16 protein-coding genes and 1 pseudogene are annotated in these 17707 nt (G+C 69.4%); 7 read left to right on the plus strand and 10 right to left on the minus strand.

Annotated elements, in window-relative coordinates:
- Positions 1 to 131 precede the first annotated feature (131 nt).
- The 3 genes from ACH4YL_RS13290 to ACH4YL_RS13300 all read left to right on the plus strand — a co-directional run bounded on the left by ACH4YL_RS13290 (position 132) and on the right by ACH4YL_RS13300 (position 3969).
- Entirely contained in the window at positions 132 to 2771 is a 2640-nt protein-coding gene (locus ACH4YL_RS13290; protein ID WP_398507409.1) for a glycoside hydrolase family 97 catalytic domain-containing protein, read from the plus strand.
- Positions 2772 to 3144: 373 nt separating this feature from the next.
- The gene (locus ACH4YL_RS13295) at positions 3145 to 3345 is read left to right on the plus strand and encodes a DUF6381 family protein (protein WP_398507410.1); all 201 of its coding nucleotides are present in this window, start codon (positions 3145 to 3147) and stop codon (positions 3343 to 3345) included.
- Positions 3346 to 3693: 348 nt separating this feature from the next.
- Entirely contained in the window at positions 3694 to 3969 is a 276-nt protein-coding gene (locus ACH4YL_RS13300) for an isoamylase early set domain-containing protein (RefSeq protein ID WP_398507867.1), read from the plus strand.
- Between the two features lie 95 nt (positions 3970 to 4064).
- On the opposite strand, the gene ACH4YL_RS13305 is transcribed toward ACH4YL_RS13300, so the two are convergent.
- From ACH4YL_RS13305 to ACH4YL_RS13340, 8 genes are all read right to left on the minus strand, one after another.
- Positions 4065 to 5501: an amidase gene (locus ACH4YL_RS13305; protein WP_398507411.1), complete on the minus strand. Its 1437-nt coding sequence runs from the start codon at positions 5499 to 5501 to the stop codon at positions 4065 to 4067.
- A gap of 136 nt (positions 5502 to 5637) precedes the next feature.
- Complete coding sequence (locus ACH4YL_RS13310) at positions 5638 to 6135, minus strand: pyridoxamine 5'-phosphate oxidase family protein (protein WP_398507412.1); 498 nt, start codon at positions 6133 to 6135, stop codon at positions 5638 to 5640.
- A gap of 148 nt (positions 6136 to 6283) precedes the next feature.
- A complete protein-coding gene (locus ACH4YL_RS13315; protein ID WP_398507868.1) occupies positions 6284 to 6739 on the minus strand; it encodes a GNAT family N-acetyltransferase in 456 nt (151 codons plus the stop codon).
- A 144-nt stretch (positions 6740 to 6883) separates the two neighbouring features.
- Complete coding sequence (locus ACH4YL_RS13320) at positions 6884 to 7270, minus strand: VOC family protein (RefSeq protein WP_398507413.1); 387 nt, start codon at positions 7268 to 7270, stop codon at positions 6884 to 6886.
- 67 nt (positions 7271 to 7337) lie between these two features.
- The gene (locus ACH4YL_RS13325) at positions 7338 to 8117 is read right to left on the minus strand and encodes a phosphotransferase (protein WP_398507414.1); all 780 of its coding nucleotides are present in this window, start codon (positions 8115 to 8117) and stop codon (positions 7338 to 7340) included.
- A gap of 115 nt (positions 8118 to 8232) precedes the next feature.
- Positions 8233 to 8694, minus strand: coding sequence for a DUF4913 domain-containing protein (locus ACH4YL_RS13330; protein ID WP_398507415.1), 462 nt, complete (start codon positions 8692 to 8694; stop codon positions 8233 to 8235).
- A 4-nt stretch (positions 8695 to 8698) separates the two neighbouring features.
- Positions 8699 to 12673 carry a tetratricopeptide repeat protein gene (locus ACH4YL_RS13335; protein WP_398507416.1) on the minus strand — a complete coding sequence of 1325 codons (3975 nt, stop codon included), beginning with the start codon at positions 12671 to 12673 and terminating at the stop codon, positions 8699 to 8701.
- Between the two features lie 24 nt (positions 12674 to 12697).
- On the minus strand, positions 12698 to 13006 hold the full coding sequence (locus ACH4YL_RS13340) for a trypco2 family protein (RefSeq protein ID WP_398507417.1): 309 nt from the start codon (positions 13004 to 13006) through the stop codon (positions 12698 to 12700).
- Positions 13007 to 13126: 120 nt separating this feature from the next.
- On the opposite strand from ACH4YL_RS13340, the gene ACH4YL_RS13345 reads away from it, so the two are divergent.
- The 3 genes and pseudogenes from ACH4YL_RS13345 to ACH4YL_RS13355 all read left to right on the plus strand — a co-directional run.
- Positions 13127 to 13489: a hypothetical protein gene (locus ACH4YL_RS13345; RefSeq protein WP_398507418.1), complete on the plus strand. Its 363-nt coding sequence runs from the start codon at positions 13127 to 13129 to the stop codon at positions 13487 to 13489.
- A gap of 313 nt (positions 13490 to 13802) precedes the next feature.
- The gene (locus ACH4YL_RS13350) at positions 13803 to 14978 is read left to right on the plus strand and encodes a serine hydrolase domain-containing protein (protein ID WP_398507419.1); all 1176 of its coding nucleotides are present in this window, start codon (positions 13803 to 13805) and stop codon (positions 14976 to 14978) included.
- Positions 14979 to 15030: 52 nt separating this feature from the next.
- Positions 15031 to 15617 (plus strand): annotated as a pseudogene (locus ACH4YL_RS13355) (IS5 family transposase); the annotation flags it as partial.
- Between the two features lie 29 nt (positions 15618 to 15646).
- On the opposite strand, the gene ACH4YL_RS13360 reads toward ACH4YL_RS13355, so the two are convergent.
- Positions 15647 to 15943: a hypothetical protein gene (locus tag ACH4YL_RS13360; protein WP_398507420.1), complete on the minus strand. Its 297-nt coding sequence runs from the start codon at positions 15941 to 15943 to the stop codon at positions 15647 to 15649.
- A gap of 410 nt (positions 15944 to 16353) precedes the next feature.
- Entirely contained in the window at positions 16354 to 16695 is a 342-nt protein-coding gene (locus ACH4YL_RS13365; protein ID WP_398507421.1) for a VOC family protein, read from the minus strand.
- A gap of 140 nt (positions 16696 to 16835) precedes the next feature.
- Between ACH4YL_RS13365 and ACH4YL_RS13370 the strand changes: the two genes are divergently transcribed.
- Positions 16836 to 17705, plus strand: a complete 870-nt coding sequence (locus ACH4YL_RS13370; protein WP_398507422.1) for a GNAT family N-acetyltransferase — start codon at positions 16836 to 16838, stop codon at positions 17703 to 17705.
- The last annotated feature ends 2 nt before the right edge of the window (positions 17706 to 17707 follow it).

A 17707-nucleotide genomic window follows, 5' to 3' on the forward strand; every position in this document is an offset into this window, starting at 1 on the left:
TTGTTCGTAGTTGAGGGTTCGTCACCATCGAACCGGGCGGGCGGAGCGAGATTGACAACGTTGCCAGGCTGGTCAAGCGGAGGCTTTCGGTGCTCATAAGATCACCCGGATCACGCAGCAGACTTCTGACTTTGCTCGCCGCCGTGCTGAGCGCCGTGCTCGGCGTCGGCGCTCTCACGGTGCCCGCCGGCGCCACCGAACGGAAGGACGGAGCCTGGACCGTCACCCAGCAAGCCGCAGCCAAGCAGGACCGTCTGACGGCGGACGTACGGCTCGACGGTTCCCGGGGGACGCTGTCGTTGAGCGTGCGCAGCGGCGGGACGACCGTCTTGGAGAGCGCTCCGCTGGGCATCGTCACCACCGCCGCGGATCTGACCTCCGGCCTGCGCCTGCGGGGTCGCCAGACCCAGGAGATCACCGAACGGTACGACACCATGACCGGCAAGGAGCGCCGGCGCAGCACACGGATGACACAGACGCGCTTCTCCTTCACGGGTCAGAACGACGCACGCCTCGATCTGCTCGTCCGAGTCTCCGACGACGGCGTCGCCTACCGCTATGTGCTGCCGGAGCAGGGCGAAGTGACGGTGCTCCGGGAGGCGTCCGCGTTCCAGCTGCCGGCAGCCTCGCCCGCCTGGCTGATGCCGTACACGCCCAACTACGAACGTCCGCACACCGAGACGACCGCCGCGGCAGCGCCCGCCGGGAACTTCGGCTACCCCTCGCTCTTCCAGGTCGGCGCCAAGTACGTGCTGCTGACCGAGTCGGACGTCGACGGAAGGTACGCCGGCAGCCACCTGGTGCACCAGGCAGGAACCGGCCGGTACGAAGTGGCGCTTGCCGACGAGCGGATCACCTCGGCCGGACCGCTGGCCACGCCTTGGCGTACGGCCGTCATCGGCGACCTCGCCGCCGTCACAGGGTCCACTCTCGTGGACGACCTGGCCTCCCCGTCCCGTATCAAGGACACCTCCTGGATACGGCCCGGCAGGGTCGCGTGGTCCTGGCTCGCGGGGTTCGGAGCGGCGCAGCGCAGTCTGGAGACGCAGCAGCGGTTCGTCGACTACAGCGCCGCGCACGGCTGGGAGTACACGCTCGTCGACGACGGCTGGAAGACCACCGACTGGATGCCCCAGCTGATCACATACGCCCAACAGCGCGGTGTGAAAGTGCTGTTGTGGATGCACTGGAGCGATCTGGACACCGCGGCCGAGCGCGAGGCGATTTTGCCGAAGGTGAAGGGATGGGGCGCGACTGGGCTGAAGATCGACTTCATGGACTCCGACTCTCAGGCGCGTTTCCGCTGGTACGACGACATCCTCGAGGCCACGGCGCAGCAGAAACTGCTCGTCAACTTCCACGGCTCGACCATCCCGCACGGCATCCAGCGCACCTGGCCGCATGTGATGACGATGGAGGCGGTGTACGGCGCCGAGCAGGGCAATGTCTCCATCCGTGACGTGGCCACCCTGCCGTTCACCCGGAACGTCGTGGGGTCCATGGACTTCACGCCGATGGGCTTCCAGTTCGGCACGCGCAACACGTCGGAGGCCGCCGAGCTCGCGCTCTCCGTCGTCTACGAGTCCGGCTTCCAGAACTTCGCCGGTTCGGTGCAGGCCTATCGCGACCGCCCGCAGCTGGAGCGCTTCCTCGAGCAGGTGCCGACCGTCTGGGACGAGTCACGGCTGCTGTCCGGCCACCCGGGCGACGGGGCGACCTTCGCGCGGCGGCACGGAGACCGCTGGTTCCTCGGCAGCGTCACGGCGGGTGCGGCGGAGACACAGCGGGTGCCCCTGGACTTCCTCGGCGGCGGACGCTGGCGGGTGGACGTCGTACGCGACGGACAGGGCGGGCTGGTCCGCGAATCGCAGGTGGTCGACCGCCGCGACACGCTGTCGGTGCCGACCGTGCAGAACGGCGGCTTCGCCGCGCTGGTCTGCCGGTACGAGCCCGGCCGCACCACGTGCGACCGGCCCGTGGACCGGATGCCGTTGACCACGCTGACAGCCGGGCCGCAGAGAATCCAGGCCGAGCCGGGAGAGAGCGTGCAGGTCGAAGGCCGGTTCCTCGTCGAGGAGTTCGGCCCCGCCACCGACGTCGCCCTCACCGCAACGGGCCCGACGGGCTGGACCGTCGAGGGCCCTGGCGCCGAGGCCGGTCAACTGCCCACGGGCAAGCCCCTCGACGCCCGCTGGACGGTTCGTGTCCCGGCGGATGCCGCGTACGGCAACAGCGATGTGGTGGTCGCCGTCGGCTACCGCGTGCCGGGCCGGAGCACTCTTCTGCGTTCACACAGGACGGTGCGGGTCTTCGTCTCGCCGCCCGGGGTCGACTTTGTGAGCGACCTGCCGTTCGCCGCCGAACGCAACGGCTGGGGACCGGTGGAGCGCGACATGTCCAACGGCGAGAACAGCGCCGGTGACGGCGGTCCGCTGCGCATCCGCGGCACGGCGTACGACAAGGGTCTGGGCATGCACGCCGCGGGCGAGGTCTCCGTCGACATCGGCGGGGCCTACGACCGGTTCACCGCCAAGGTGGGCATCGACGACGAGGTGACCGGCGAAGGCAGCGTCGTCTTCGAAGTGATCGGCGACGGGCGGGTACTGGCCACGACCGGGGTGCTGACGCGCGCGGACGCGGCACAGCCGATCGATGTCGACATCGCGGGTGTGCAGCGGCTGACGCTGCGGGCGACGGACGGAGGCGACGGCATCAACTTCGACCACGCGGACTGGGGTGACGCCCAACTGCGGCTGACGGCCCGCTCCTAGGCCGTACTGAGTCCACTCGGTGGCCATCGGACAGCGCGCGGGTTCAGCGCGCTGCCGATGGGCCCATGACGCGTCAGGTCCGACAGATGGTCCGGCCGCCGACCCTCACACAGGTCGCGTACCGCTCGTCGCACTCGAACTGCCGAGCACACGCAGGTGGCCCGGTTCTCTCGGCGGCACGGGTACCGACCGCGGCGGCTGCCGTACTGCTGCTGGCATTGGCCAATCCGGCCCGTTTTCGGCGGTAGACATGAAGGCGCGCAGGGCCGGGGGCTGGGCACATAACGGTGGGTGAGCGTTCGACATGCGCGGGCGCAGTCGTGCTGTTTCGCTGGTGAGGCCCGAACTCCCCCGATTTCACCAAGGAGTGATCATGAGCGTTGCAGGCGAGACCGGTGGCCGTGCCCAGCAGATGCGCCAGAAGGCCCAGGAGATGGAGCAGGCCGCGGAGCGCGTCAACGACCCGCAGGAGCGTCAGCGGCTGAAGGACAAGGCCCAACGGCTCAGGCAGCAGAGCGAGCAGGAGAGCAGCATGGGCGGCGGGGGCAGCAGGGACATCGACCCCATGATGTGACGGCCCTGCGCATGCGCCGGCCGGTGGCTGCCCCCGCGACCCTCACAGGCGCGCGCGAGGCCACCGGCCGGTCACCTTTCCCGCGTCACAACCGGGCGGGTTCCCGCGTCACAAACGGGCGGGCCGGACGCGCAGGCCGTCCTCCGGCCGGCGGCTCTCTCAGGGGCCGTCTTCTGGTCGGCTCCATCACCTCCGTGCGGCTGTGCCCGCGGCGGCGTGCGCCCTGAGGACGGGCGCTCCCGGGGCCATACGGGCGACAAGAAGCGCCGCTGGCGCAGCCGGGCGCGACGGAAGACCACGAGCATGGCCATGCTGGCCCATCTGCTCTCCGAAGAGGAAGGTTTCTCCATGCTGGAGCGTTCCCGCCGCAAGAACGACACCGAGATCACATTCGTCATTCCCGCGGACCAGCCTCGCGGCCAGGTCAGTGTCGTCGGCGACTTCAACGACTGGCAGCCAGGCGCCCATCCGCTGGTGTCCCGGAAGGACGGCACCCGCGCCGTGACCGTCAACCTGCCGCCCGAGCATCGCTACGGATTCCGCTATCTGGCAGCCGGCGACTACTGGTTCGACGACGAGCACGCCGACGCCCACGACGGCAACAACAGCATTCTGCACACCTGAAGGAGGCGCGCCCGCCGCGAACCCGAGGCGGGACGACTCCCCGCTGAGCGGCGGCGCTCAGGGCCGCCCTGCCCGGCGCCGCTGGGCGGTCCTCGTCAGGGCGTGGTCGCCTGGCCGTCCTGGATGCGACGCCAGGGCTGGTCGGCCTCCAACTCGAACGCGATCTCCAGCAACGTGCGCTCGTCGCCGTTGCGGGCGGAGAACATCACGCCGATCGGCAGGCCGTCCTCGGTCGTCCTGCGCGCGGGCAGGGAGATCGCGGGGCTGCCGACCACGTTGTTCAGCGGGGTGAAGGCGACGTAGGAGGTCAGCCGCTCGATCAGCGTCTCGTACGGCACGTCGGGGCTGAGGTGACCCAGTCGCGGGGTGGTGTGCGCGAGCACCGGCGAGAGGACGAGGTCGTGGCCGCGGAAGGCCGCCGCGTACGCCTCGCGGGAGCGGCTCAGACGGCGCAGCACCGCCGGGGTGCTGCCCATCCGGCGCCGATAGTGGTCGCGCAGGCCTCGGCTGAGACCGTCCATGCGGCGCCGGTCGAAGTGCCGGTCCAGCCGCTTGCCGGTGGCGCCGATGAGGAAGGACAGCAGGCCCCAGTAGGTGACGAAGTCGTCGGCGAAGCGCCCGTCCAGCACGATCCGCACCGGCTCCACGATGTGGCCCAGCTTCTCCAGCGCGGTCGCGGTGTCTGTCACGGCGGCGCGGGTGGCGGCGTCCGTGGTGACGCCGCTCGGGGAATCGAGCAACAGCCCGATGTGCAGGCGGCGTTGCGACGGGCCTTCGACCAGGCCGAGCGGTGGCAGTTTCGGGTTTTGCCAGTACTGTTCCGCGGCGGCGAAGAACGCGGCGGTGTCCCGTACGGATCGGCTCAGTATCCCGTCGCTGACCAGGTTGATGGGCAGCGTGCGGCCTTCTTCGTTGGCGACCAGTCTGCCGCGCGTGGCTTTCAGGCCGACCAAGCCGCAGCAGGCGGCGGGGATACGGATGGAGCCGCCGCCGTCGTTGGCGTGCGCGATCGGCACGGCGCCCGCAGCCACCAGCGCGGCGCTGCCGCCCGATGAGCCGCCCGAGGAGTGCCCCGTGTGCCAGGGGTTGCACACCGGTTCCGCGTTCTCGAACTCGGTGGTGGCGTTGAAACCGAACTCCGGAAGCCGGGTCTTGCCGAGCACCGTCACGCCGGTGCTCAGGAACTGCCGGGCGAACGGCGCGTGCCTCCTCGCGGGCCGCGCCACGTACGCGGCGCTGCCGAAGCCCGTGGGCAGACCGCGGTAGTTGACGTTGTCCTTGATGAAGCTCGGCACGCCCGCGAAGGTCCCCGGCCCGCCCGCGGCGGAGGCCACTGCCCGGTCGTACGCCGGGACTTGTACGGCGTGCAGATCCCCGCCGACCTTGCGCACCCGCTCCACGGCGGCCCGCGCCACCTCGACCGGATCGGCTTCTCCGTCTCGTATCAGCCGGGCCAGGCTTGTAGCGTCGTGCTCTCCCAGCACGTCGTCACCAAAGGCATGGACAACGGTCGTGCTCAGGGGATCGCTCACACAGGCCTCCGCCGCGATTGTCGGGACGCAATCAACGCTATGCCGCGCAGGCGTCGGCCACAACGAGGCCCGGCGGTCAGCATGCGCGGCTTGTCGTGAGACACCGTCACGGACGTCCGCCGGGGGCCCGGCCAGGTCAGGCGCGCCGGCGTTCCTCCCGCTGCCGGGCCAGCTCCTCGACCGCGCTCGGGAGGGTCGTCTCAAAGTCGATCAGCTTCGCCCAGGTAGGGGTCACCACGATCCGGACCATGCCGTCGTAGAGCGAGTGGACCTCGGCCTCCCACTCGACCCGTTGCTCGGGCGTCATCTCGTATGTGCTGTTCGTCTTGAGGAACTCGTCCGGGATTCCGTCGACTACGTCCAGCTCGGCCCGACCGCGGACAAGCAGGATCTTGGGCGGGTACACCTCGGTGTCGATTGTCAGGGCGACCGTCGGGTTGTGGCGCAGCGCCGGGAGCTTCGGGGCGTTCTTCGGCGTGCACATCACGATCTCGGAGCCGTTCCAGGTGAACCCGATCGGGACATTCCGGGGTGTGCCGTCCTTGGCGATGTAGGCGAGCCGGGTCAGGTCGCGGGCCAGGAGCTCCTGGCTGGTCGGACGGTTCAGGACCTCGGCGATCTCGTTCGGCTGCACGGTCAGCCTCCCCATTGTCGTTCTTCAGCACCGCCCCGACTCGGGGCTGGCGGGTTCGATAGTCGTGACTGCTCGCGAGTCGGAAGCTCATCGACTCCGACAACACGGGCCCATATTGCGGACATTACCGCATGAATGCCATCATTCTTCATGCTCCGAGGGAGCCCACGCCTGGCAGGCGCACCATGTAGACGTCGATCGGGTCCTGAACCTCCACAGCGAACCCGTGGCGCTCGTACAGCCGCCGGGCGGCGCTGCCCTGAAGGACATTCAGGCGGACGAGCGCGCCGTCGGCATCGGTCCGCTTCAGCAGTGTTCGCAGCACCTCCGAACCGAGCCCGCGGCCCTGCAGGCCCGGAGCGAGATAGAAGTGCTCCAGCCACCACCCGTCCTCGGCCGGCCGTAGCGTGACGCAGCCGGCGAACGCGCCACCGGCGACGACGACCGACGTGTGCCTCGGGGAAAAGGAGTCCCGCAGCCGCTGCCGGACCCGATGCTCGTCGAACCGTCCCAACCGCTCCAGGTCCGGGCGCATTACCGTCGCCCGCAGCTCCGCGATCGCCTCGACATCCGCCGGTACTGCGGAACGCAGCGCCCATTCCATGGCACGGCCCGACTCGAATTCCGGCGCCACCGGGCCCGGCCGTGTCCCGTCCGCCCTCGCACTCGTACCCATCGCCGGAGTATCGCAGTGCCTGAGCGCGGGCAGGCGACCGGCAGTAAGTCTGGCGCGGTGCGCGGCCTCCGATCAGGGGCAGCGGTCGGCAAGGACGCAGAACTCGTTCCCCTCTGGGTCGGCAAGTACGACCCAGCTCTCATCGCCTTGGCCGACGTCGGCGCGTCGAGCACCTAGGTCGAGCAGGCGACGGACCTCTTCGTCCTGCTCCCTGTCGGTTGGGTTTACGTCGAGGTGGAGCCTGTTCTTGACGGTCTTGCCCTCGGGCACGCGCGCGAATGTCAACGTCGGTGGCACTGGGCCAAGGCGGTTCCTGCCTTCAGGCACCGTACGCGAGCCAATGGTGACAATCCCGTCGCCTTCGTCCTGCACCTCGTAGTCAAGGACCGAGCACCAGAACCGGGCGAGAGCGTTGGGATCGGCACAGTCGATCGCGAGCTCGGTGAACTTACTGGTCATGTCAGGACCTCCCGGTCGAGTTGCGGGTCCGCCAAAGGCCACACGGTCTACGGGCGGGAGATGGGTGTCACTTGGGCCCGGTGCCCAAGAGTGCGTCACTCTCCGAGCGGAGCCAGTACTGCTCGGCCAACATCTCAGCCGCGTCACCGCGGGCGAGGAAGGCCGCCCATGGCTCGGTGCCCTGCCTGCCAAGACGTTCGATGCGCGCGGCCTCGCGGGACTGAAGGTTGTCCAGCGCCTCGATCACAGCCACGGGCCGTTCCCCGTAGGCAGCACAGAGCGCATGAAGGCGAGCCTGCAGAGTGCTGGAGCCAGTGACCGACGCTCGTCGCTGGTGCTCCAGGGGCCGCAGTGGAACGGCGTACCAGGCGAGTTGGGCCAAGTCGTCGATGGCATGGCCGGGTGCCGCGAAGTCCCAATCGATGAAGCCGATGAGCCGGACGTCGTCCCAGATCGAGTTCCATGGCCCGAGGTCTCCGTGTCGGATCACCATGCCTGGCCGCCACTCTTCTTCCTGGCCCTGCCAGTGGGCATCGGCCGGCGGCCGGAAGGTCCGGACGGCATCGTGGTAGCCCCGCAGCCAGCGGCCCAGCTCACCGACTCCGTGCGAGGAGCGCAGAGCTTCTGGCCAGGGTGAGAATGCGGGCTCGCCGTAGAGCAACGAGAGCACTTCGTCGGTGCCGTCAGTGCCCAACGCGCGGGGAGCCCTGCTGAATCCCACCGTCTCCAGGTGGCTCAGCAAGGCGTGTACGCCAAGTGTCCACGCGCCGGTCGGCCTACGGATCGTCGCGCCGATCCGTCGCACTGTCGTGACACTGCCGCGGTCAGTGGCGCCGTCCTCAATCACTCGGCCAGCGTAGTCCGGCCGCCTCAGTCGACGCCTTGAATATCAGCGCGCCGGACCCGCGTCCCGCGTCCGGCTGACAACACAGGCGGTCATGGCGCCAGTTACGGGACAAGCCTCAGTCGAGGGCGAACGGGTCCCTGGACGGCGGCCACGTGTGCCGCTCGAACAGCCCTTCCGGCACCGGCTCGAGCGGCAGCGGCTCGTCGTTCCGGTGGCCGTCGGCGCAGCGGGCGAACGGCCCGGTGACGGGGTCCAGCAGGGCGCGCATGTGCGGGTCGAAGTGGTGGATCCACCAGCTCGACATTCCGAGACCCGCATCCCAGCGCAACGCCTCCCAGGCACGCCACAGGGAGTCCAGCCGGGAGAGCGCCACCGGGTGACGAAACCACTGCGGGCACCACACTCGCCCGGAGTCGGAGGCGGAGGCGGGACTGGGGACGAAATAGGCCAACCGGTCGGTGACGAATTCGGCAACGCTCGGGTACCAGAGTTCTGCCGGGCGGGCGGCGCTCTCCTCGTCCCGCCGGATGTCCTCGGCCGGCTCGTCCCGCTCCGCGTCGGGGAGTGGTGATGTCATGGCGTCATGCTCCTCTTCGCAGCTGTACGTCAGTTGCCTCGGCGTGGCGGCCGATGCGTTCCAGAACCGTCGCGAGCCTGTCGACGGCCCATCTCAGGTCGGCCTGTGTGCTCGGGTCCTGGTCCACCAAGTCCCGGAAGAGCCGGACGGCCCGCCGCGCCGGTTCCACCGCACGGACGGCCCGGCGCCCGTCGTGCCGGCCGCACAGGCTCAGCGTCCCGGCCAGCCGGGACAGGAGCGACGCGAGCTCGGCCGGCGGCAGTTCGGGGCGACCGGCCAGCGCCAGGCAAGTCTCCTCCGCCTGAAGGGCGGTGCGCCACGCTGCGGTGTCCGCCACCATCGCCCGCCCGTCGGCCAGCCGCAGCAGAGCGAAGCAGAGAGGCTGCTCCTGGCCGGGCCCGTCCGCGGTGATCAGTCGGCGCCGAAGGAGCACCTCGTGCTCCGAGAAACGGACGGCGTCGCGGAAGCGGCTCGTCTTCAGCAGCGCAAGGCTCAGCTCCGTGCAGGTGTCGGCCAGGTACACCTCATGTCTCGCGTCGCCGGCCGACAGCTCCACGCGCAGTGCATACGCCTCCTCCAGGGCTGGAATCGCGCGTTCGGCCGTCGCCCAGGACGTCGCGTAGCTGGCGCCGAGGTCGTGCAGGCAGAAGGCCAGCCCCTGGCGCCCGTCCTCGTCGACGTCGGCCAGCCGGCGGTAGAGCGGCAGCGCCTGGCGCAGCAGGATGCGCACCGCGACGTGCCGGTCGTGCTTCCAGTAGAGGTCGGAGCCATCGTGGAGGGTGGTGGCGTACCCCTCCGTGTAGAGGCTCGGGGCGTACTCGCTGAGGCGGCGCCGGATGGCAATGGCCTGGTTCAGGGCGGCGAGCATGTCCGTCGGGCGGCCCAGGACGTCGCAGGAGCGGGCGAGTTTGAGAGCGGTGCCGGACTGAGCTTGCTGGTGGCTTGCGCTGAGCGGCAGTTCGGCGCGCGCGTAGATTTCGAGGGCCTCCTGGAATCGCTCCACCGCCGCCTGGTGGTCGCCCGCACCCGCGTGGAAGGTGGCGAGCATGCTGATCGAATGGGCCAGGCCGGGGTCGGTTCTCCCGTACGAATCACGCGCCAGGGCCCGGCGATGCTCGATGGCCTGCCCCATGGACTCCCGCGCCGCGGCGTGATCCCCCTCGTCGAAATGCTCACAGGCAAGGTTGTGCAGCAGCAACGACAGGGTGGAGCGGTGGACTTCAGGAAGATCCTCGGCCAGCGGGCGCAGCAGTCCGATCGCCTCTTGTACCAGCGCGGAGGACTCGCGGGACGGTCGTGAGGCGGAGTTGTAGTCGACCGCCAGGACCATCAGAGCGTGCGCGAGGTCGGCGGCATAGGCGTCGGGGTTCTCGCTCGCCAGCCGGCGTGAGGACGCAACCGCCTCGTCGCTGAGCGACAACGCCTCTGGATGCCGCTGGAGGCGCCAGAGGTTCGTGCCTCGCTCCTCCAGCGCCGTGGGAAGCAGGAGCGGGTCCAGATCGGGGTGTCGAGTCACCAGCTCTCGGGCGCGCCGGACGGCCTCGTCCGTGTAGTCGTCGGACCTGGCGATCTGGTCGAAGGCAATCGCGCTCGGGTCGAGCTGCCAGACCACCCGTGACTGGTTGATGAGTGCCCGCACCAGACCGCTCTCGCGCTTCTCCCTATCCTCGCCGCCCTCCGCCGCCAGCACGCGGAAAAGGCTCAGCGCCTGATCGCCTACGCGGTGTGCCTCCATCAGGCGCCCGGTCACGCGCCAGGCAGACGACAGCACCAGCAGCGAGTCGGCCCACTCCGTGCGGTGCGTCGTCGCCCCGTCGGCCGCCAGCCGCTCGCGAATCGCCGCCGCGTCGCCGACCGCCTCCCGGGCGTCCTCCCAGTTGCCGACCGCCAGGTGACGCTCGGCCAGGTTGTGCAGCGCCCACGCGCGGTCGCGGAGTGCCTGCGGGCCGTCGCCATTGGCGCGGCACAGCCGGCTCAGTTCGCGGGCGACGTCGAGCGCGTACGAGCGCAGCACATGGGACTGTTCGGGCAGGGTGTCGGAGTGTGCGCGCAGCATGCTGACGGTCAGCGGCGCGTCGGTGGGCACCGAGTTCAGTACCTCGCGCAGCCGGTCGATGACGCGCTGCGCCTCGTTCGTGCGGCCCTCGTTGGCGTGGGCCACGGCGGACCGGGCCAGCACGGTGAGGGTCTGCACCCGCTGGTGGTCCGGGGCCTGGGCGAACAGTCTCTTGAGCAGCCCCGCGTCACGGATGATCTGCTCGGAGGCGTGGTACTCCGCCAGCCGGTCCGGCTCCAGCTGGCCCCAGTAGCGGTCCTCGGACGGCGGATACAGGTCGCGCAGCCAGTCGGCGATGTCCGAGACCTGCGATTGCGGTTCATCAGGCAGCAGCCGGGCGATGGTCCTCCGAGCCTCCCCCTCGTCCTGCGCGGGACACAGCACGGCCGCCGCAACCGCCTTTGCGAGCAGGTTCTTTGCCCGCCGACCCATGCCCCACTCGTCGGCGGTGTCCTGCCAGTACTTGTTCTCGTGCCCGAGGAGTTCGGCCTCCAGTGTGCCCTCGTCCTGGTGGGGGACCCGTACGCGGCGCAGCAGCGTGGCCAGGGCCGCCATCTGCACGGTCAGCGCCGTCTCGGCCCCCGGGACCGCTCCCGAGCGGTCGGCCGGGATGGCGTCCGCGAGCCCCGGCCAGTCGACCTCCGTCTCTCCGGTCACCTCCGCCAGGCGGCGGGAGAGGTCCCGGGCCGCCGCCCGGAACGCGTGCTCCCGGTCCGAGAGGCCGGGGCTGAGCGTGTGCAGCCTGATCTCGCGGAGGGAGGTGGTCGTCCTGTCCTGCCAGGAGCCGAGCGAGCGGGCGAGCAGCAGCAGGCGTACCGAATGGCCGGCCCGCTCGGACTGCTCCCGCAGCTTCCTGACCAACTCGGGCCGGGTCTCGGCGTAGTCGACGACCAGCAGCAGCGGGTGCTGCACGGTGTGCAGCACACTCATGTCGCCCGGCTCGCGTACCACCTGACCGGCCACCCAGCCGCGGTTGCGCAGCCGCGCCATCAACTGCCGCGCCAGGCGCGTCTTGCCCTGCCCGCCCGGGGCGGTAAGCACACGGACGGCGGGCAGGCCGCCCGAATCCGTCAGACACCACCGCTCCAGGTCGTCGAGCGTGTCCTCCCTGCCGTGGAACGACACCACCTCGGCGTCGGCCCGCAGCAACATCGTGGGCGAGGCCACTTCCCGTTTGGGCGGCGCCTGCTCCAACAGGCGGGCGAGCTCGGCCGGTTCGGGCTGCGGGTCGACCGAGGTCGCCTCGCGGACCACCGCGCGGAAGTCGTCGCAGGCCAGCAGGTCCTCGCTACGGGTGTACTTCAGCCGCGTGCCCTGCCTCGGCCGGCGGTCCTCACGCACCACACCGAGCAGGAGCGTCTCGCCGCGGAGAAAGACGGCCGCGCCAGACATCCCGGACCATGGGGTGGTTGCCGCGGCGGTTTCGTAGTCGAGTCCCGCGGTGTCGGCCTCCAGTGGGCCGACGACGTCGAGGATCTCGGAGGTCCTGCCACCGTGCGGCCTGACCCGGCCGGTCAGCGACTCCCGGTCCCGCTCGATCCGCAACTCCTGGTCCCGGCCGGTCACGGTCCGCTGCTGCCGTGGGAATCCCATGGCGGCGACCGGGATCTCGGACCCGCCCGTCACGCACCTGCCCCAGCGCTGCGGGCGGCGGCCGAAGGCGCCGCGCAGCGTGTCGGGCGGCGACCAGTCCAGGTCATCGGCCGGGATCTCCAACAGGGCGGCGTCCACGGTGTCGTCGTGCCGTCGCCACCGCACCTTCGCAGGGGACCGTACGGCCGACTCCGGGAGGGACACGGTGATCCCGCCTTCCACGTCCTGCGGCCGCAGCAGATGAGCGGCGGTCAGGACGAGCCGCGGCGCGATCAGATAACCGCTGCCGAAGCTCGCGCTGCGGACCTGGACGACCTGCTTCTCCTGCATCAGCCCGCCCCCGGACCACTCGGCCTACTCGACATCGCCCACTGCGACGTCCCCGCCACCGCGCTGCTCCGGATTGAGACGCAGGGTCAGGCGCTGAGTGGACCGCGCCGAGCGCTCCCGGCGGGCGTCGGCCTCCACGACGCCGAACCGCAGCGCGCCGCCGCCATTCCTCGTCCGGACGAGCTCGATCTCGAACTCCGCGGTGATCTCGCCCAGCACAAAGCGCAGTTGGGAGTCCTGGCCGCGACGCTGTGCCTCCGACAGCTGGTCTCTCAGCACCTCAATGGCGTCAGCCAGGTCCAGCCAGTCCTCGTCGTGCTCAGCGCGCCCCATGCCACACCCTCCGTCACCGCGTCGTCATGCGGACACATCCTAGTGATCCTCAGTCAGAGATTCGTCGTTGGTGACCGAGGCGCAGCGAAAGGTGTTCGAACTGTCGGGTACGTTCACCACGTGTGCTACTACGCCGAGAAGCCCTACAAGCTGCACTACGCGTGCGTGCCCTGCCGCGTCGCGTTCAAGCGGCATCCCGGGCTCGGCGAGCACCCATGCCCTCGATGCTCCCAGCCGATGGTCTGTGCGGGCCACGACTTCGCGGCACCACGGCGCCGCGACACCAAGGCGTGGACCGTAGTAGCTGCCGTGCTGAACGCCGGACTGCGCTACGAGAGCCGCGAACCGTGCGGTTGCGGCAAGGAACCCAAGTACCGCCCCCGCACCCGAGCCCAGCTGCGCGCACGTCGCATCGCGGCGGCACGAACCGGCACTTCCCTCGCCGACATGCTGGGACGCGCAGATCCACAGAAGCCCGCCTGATCTGAGCCAGCGGCGCACCGGGGACACCTGAGCCGCAACCTCATCCACGAGGTCATTCACGCGAATGTCACCTGATCCCGCGCCCTGCTCCCGTGACTGCCCTGGGCTCAACGCTGCAGCACCACGCCGCCGCACTTCAAGCGCGTCCCGTAGGAGAAGACCCCGACAACTACCCCTACCCATCACCGACGTTGACCCTCACAAGCGCCCGGGTGTGGTCGACCCGTAGCGACGATCCGGCCGTACCGCGCGATCGCCAGGATGGAAGCCGCTCACACATCGCGAGTCCGACCGCTACCCCTGGAGCCTCACCTTGAAGGTCCGTACGCGCACCGCGCTGGCCGCCTCCCTCGTGCTCGCAGTCACGGCCGGCCCCATCGCCGCCGCCCCAGCCTTCGCAACTCAGGCCCCGGCCACCTCCGCCACGACCTCGGCTTCACCCCCCGACGCCGAGGCGCTGCGCGCGGCGATCGCCGGTCTGCCGGACGCCGACGCCACCGCAGCGCTCGTCCGAGTCGCCGGCACGGACGGCAGCTGGCGCGGTTCCAGCGGCGTCGCCGACATCGGCAGCGGCCGAAAGGCGCTCGACCACGCCCGATTCCGGACCGGCTCCACGACCAAAGTGTTCACCGCGGCAGTGATCCTGCAGCTAGCCGCCGAGCACCGGATCGACCTCGGTGCACCCGTCCAGAGGTATCTGCCCGGCCTGCTTCCCGGCCGTCCGCCCATCACCGTCCGCCAACTCCTCAACCACACCAGCGGACTTCCCGAGGCGCACGACGACAGAACCTTCGACGAGGCATACCAGCACCGCTTCGACACCGTCACCCCACGCCAGCTCGTCGGGGCCTCAGCCGCCAAGCCCCTCGAATTCGCCCCCGGCACACAGCAGCACTACGTCGGCGTCAACTACACACTGCTGGGCCTGCTGATCGAGAAAACAACCGGCTGCTCCTACGAACAGCAGGTCTCCCAACGCATCCTGCGGCCGCTCGGCCTGCACCACTCCTCGTTCCCCGGCGCCGACCCGCGCATCAACGGCCCGCACAACCATGGCTACCAAGGCGTCAAGCGCTCCGACGGCAGGACCGAGCTGCGCGACGTCACGGAGTGGAATGTCACGGACGTCTGGGCCACCGGCAATCTGATCTCCACGGCAGCGGATCTGGAGCGCTTCCTGACCGCGCTCTTCCGCGGTCACGTGGTCCCCAAAGCCCAACTGGAGGAGATGTTCACCGTGCCCGAGGGCATTCCCCTGTACGGCAGCGACAGGCCCGCCGAACACAGTGCCGGTCTCACCCGCTTCACCCTGCGGGACGGCACCGTCGGCTGGGGCAAAACCGGCGGCCTCTACGGCTACAACACCGCCATCCTCGCCGCCCGCGACCTGACCCGCACCCTCGTCTACTCGGTCAACTCCACCAACGCCAGAGACCAGACCATGAACAAGGTCGTCGGACGCATCATCACCGCCACCTTCACTCGCTGACCCACGCAACTTTCGCGGTCACAGCACTAGGGCGATTCGTTCCGATCATCTGATCGTTGGTCTGAGCGTGTCGTTGGCTGATACCCAATGGGCGCGGATTGAGCCGTTGTTGCCGAACCGGACGCCTCGGCGGGTGGCCGGTGGCGGGACCACCGTAAGGTGATCGACGCGATCGCGTTCAAGTACCGGACCGGGACGCCGTGGACGGACCTGCCCGAGCGTTTCGGCTCGTGGAAGGGCGTTCACAACCGGCTGCGGAAGTGGGCCGTCGACGGCACCGACCGGGGAGAGGGTGTTCACCGCCCTGCTGGCCCACGCCGACGCCGAAGGCGATCTGGACTGGGTCGTCGCGGTCGACTCGTCAATCGTCCGTGCTCATCAGCACGCGGCCGGGGCCCCTGAAAAGGGGCTCTGGCCGGCGAGCCGGACCATCATGCCCTTGGACGTTCCCGCGGCGGGCTGACCACGAAGATCCATCTGGCCGCGGACAGCCACTGTCGGCCCATGGCCTTCGTCGTTACACCCGGCCAGGCAGGTGACGCACCTGCGTTCCCGCAGGTCATGGCGCGCTTACGTGTTCCCCGGGCACTCGGCAGGCCCAGGACGACACCGGACGTGGTCCTGGCGGACAAGGCTTTTCATCTGGTCCGCGAGGTGATCCGGAAGACCTAGGTGACAGGCGCCGACTTCTGCCTCAGGCCACCTGGGCGGTCGGCGAATGCCTTCTCCGCGTCGACCTCGTAGCACACGTTGACGCTCGAGTCACCGAGAGTTGTGTCGGCGAAGCCCTGGACGTCTCCCACGGATTTCGTCTCCCAGAGGCACGTCACGACAGATCCGTCGACGTGCGGGTAGAACTGCAGCACCCGGGTACCGTCGGGCGCTCCGGTGCCGTCGATAAGGGCCTGGCCACGGGGAAACGCCGTCTCCGGGTTCAAGATCTTGTGCTGGACCACTACGTACATGAGGTCCTCCTCGCTCGGTGTCGTGCCGTTCGACGATTCGACGCAGGCGTTCAGAGGTGGGCGCCGCGTCGCACGTAGTCACCAATTCCATTTTGGACTGGATCGTCTCGCCTGGCTAAATCTGCGTGAGAGGCCGACCGCCAGGCCTGCCAGTAGGACCGCGAGGCCGCTAGCGCGTTCCCCGCGCCTCTCCACGACCTCGTGGCGGACCGCCCCGAGGAGGTCGACCCCTCGTGACTGAGGGCGGCGCTCCTGATGCCGGCCGAGGGACCGAACCTCCGCTACACCGCGTCGACCATGAGGCCGAGGAGCTCCTCCCTGGCGTCCACGTAGCGGTAGGGCTGAACGGGCCCGCGTCGAGCGTCAACGACACACCCAGACCAACGATCAGATGATCGGAAAGAAACGCCCTAGAGAGGCGCCCCTCCGTAGCCGATCTCGTTGCCGTCGGGATCGCGGTACAGCACCTTGCGCATGCCGTCGGGATAGGTCTCCCGCTTCACGGGTTCGATCCCGCGATCGGCGATCCGATCGACGCAGGCGTCGAGATCGTCGACGAGAACCGTCTGGACGGCGTGACCGGCGTGCTCAGCGTTCTGCTGGATGTACAGATACCGGTGCTCGGCAAGCTCCCACACCGCTTCCGTGTCGGACGGGAGGAAGGCTGGCTCGCAGCCCAGTACGCGCACGTACCACGCCTTGGCAGCCTGGTAGTCACGGACGTACATCCCGGCGAACAGGTCGATCGGCATCTGACCATGCTAGGCCGCGTCCTGCCTGCCGCACCCCGCCGCCTTTCCCGGCGGTAAAGGGGTAAAGGGGTGCTGCTGGTCCTCAGGCTCCTGGATAACTCCGTTGCTTGATCGAGAAACGGTTCGGCAGCATGGCGCCCATGCAACGCCATGACTACGCCGGTCCCATGGCGCTGCGCGCCATGCAGGACCTGACTGCCCGGGTCTTTCCGGCGACCGGCTACCGCCACGTCGGCGACCTCGCCTGGAACTGGTGTCTGTCTCTTGACCGGGCCGACGAGCATCCAACGGCAACTTGGACCCACAAGGGCCGGACTCTGGCCTGGGGCTGGCTCGAACTGCCCGACACCCTCATGCTCCAGGTCGATCCGAGCCACCATGAACTGGTCGACGACGTACTCGACTGGGCCGAGCAGGCAGCCCCCGGAGCATTAAGAGTCGAGGTCGCCGAGACGGAACCACACCTGGCCACCACGTTGGAGCGCCGCGGCTACACACGCGCTGTCGACGATCCCTTCATGACCCTGATGAGCCGACCGCTCACCGGCCTGCCAGACGTGCCATCCCTGCCCGCCGGTTACATGATCCGGGCCCAGCAGGACCACATCGATGTCGCTGGACGCGCGGCGGCGCACCGCGCCGCATTCGGCTCGACTCGGGTCACCACCGAACGCCATGCCCGCATGAGGAAAGCGTGGCCCTACCGCCCCGATTTCGATCTCATCGTGGTCTCTCCCACTGGTGACGCCGTCGCCTACTGCCAGGGCTGGTACGACGAGGCCAACGACGTCGGCGTATTCGAACCGGTGGGCACCCATCCGGAGCATCGCCGTCTGGGCCTCGCCCGCGCCGTCTGCACCGCTGTGCTGCATGCCTTCGCCGACGCCGGCGGGCACCGCGCCACCGTCTGCTGCCGTGGAGACGCCGCCTACCCCGTCCCCAAACAGCTCTACGAGTCCATGGGCTTCACCCCCTACACCCGCACGCACACCTACATCGCGAAGCCGTGAAC

Origin of the sequence: Streptomyces sp. NPDC020681 (genome assembly GCF_044334895.1) — a bacterium.
Classification (GTDB): domain Bacteria; phylum Actinomycetota; class Actinomycetes; order Streptomycetales; family Streptomycetaceae; genus Streptomyces.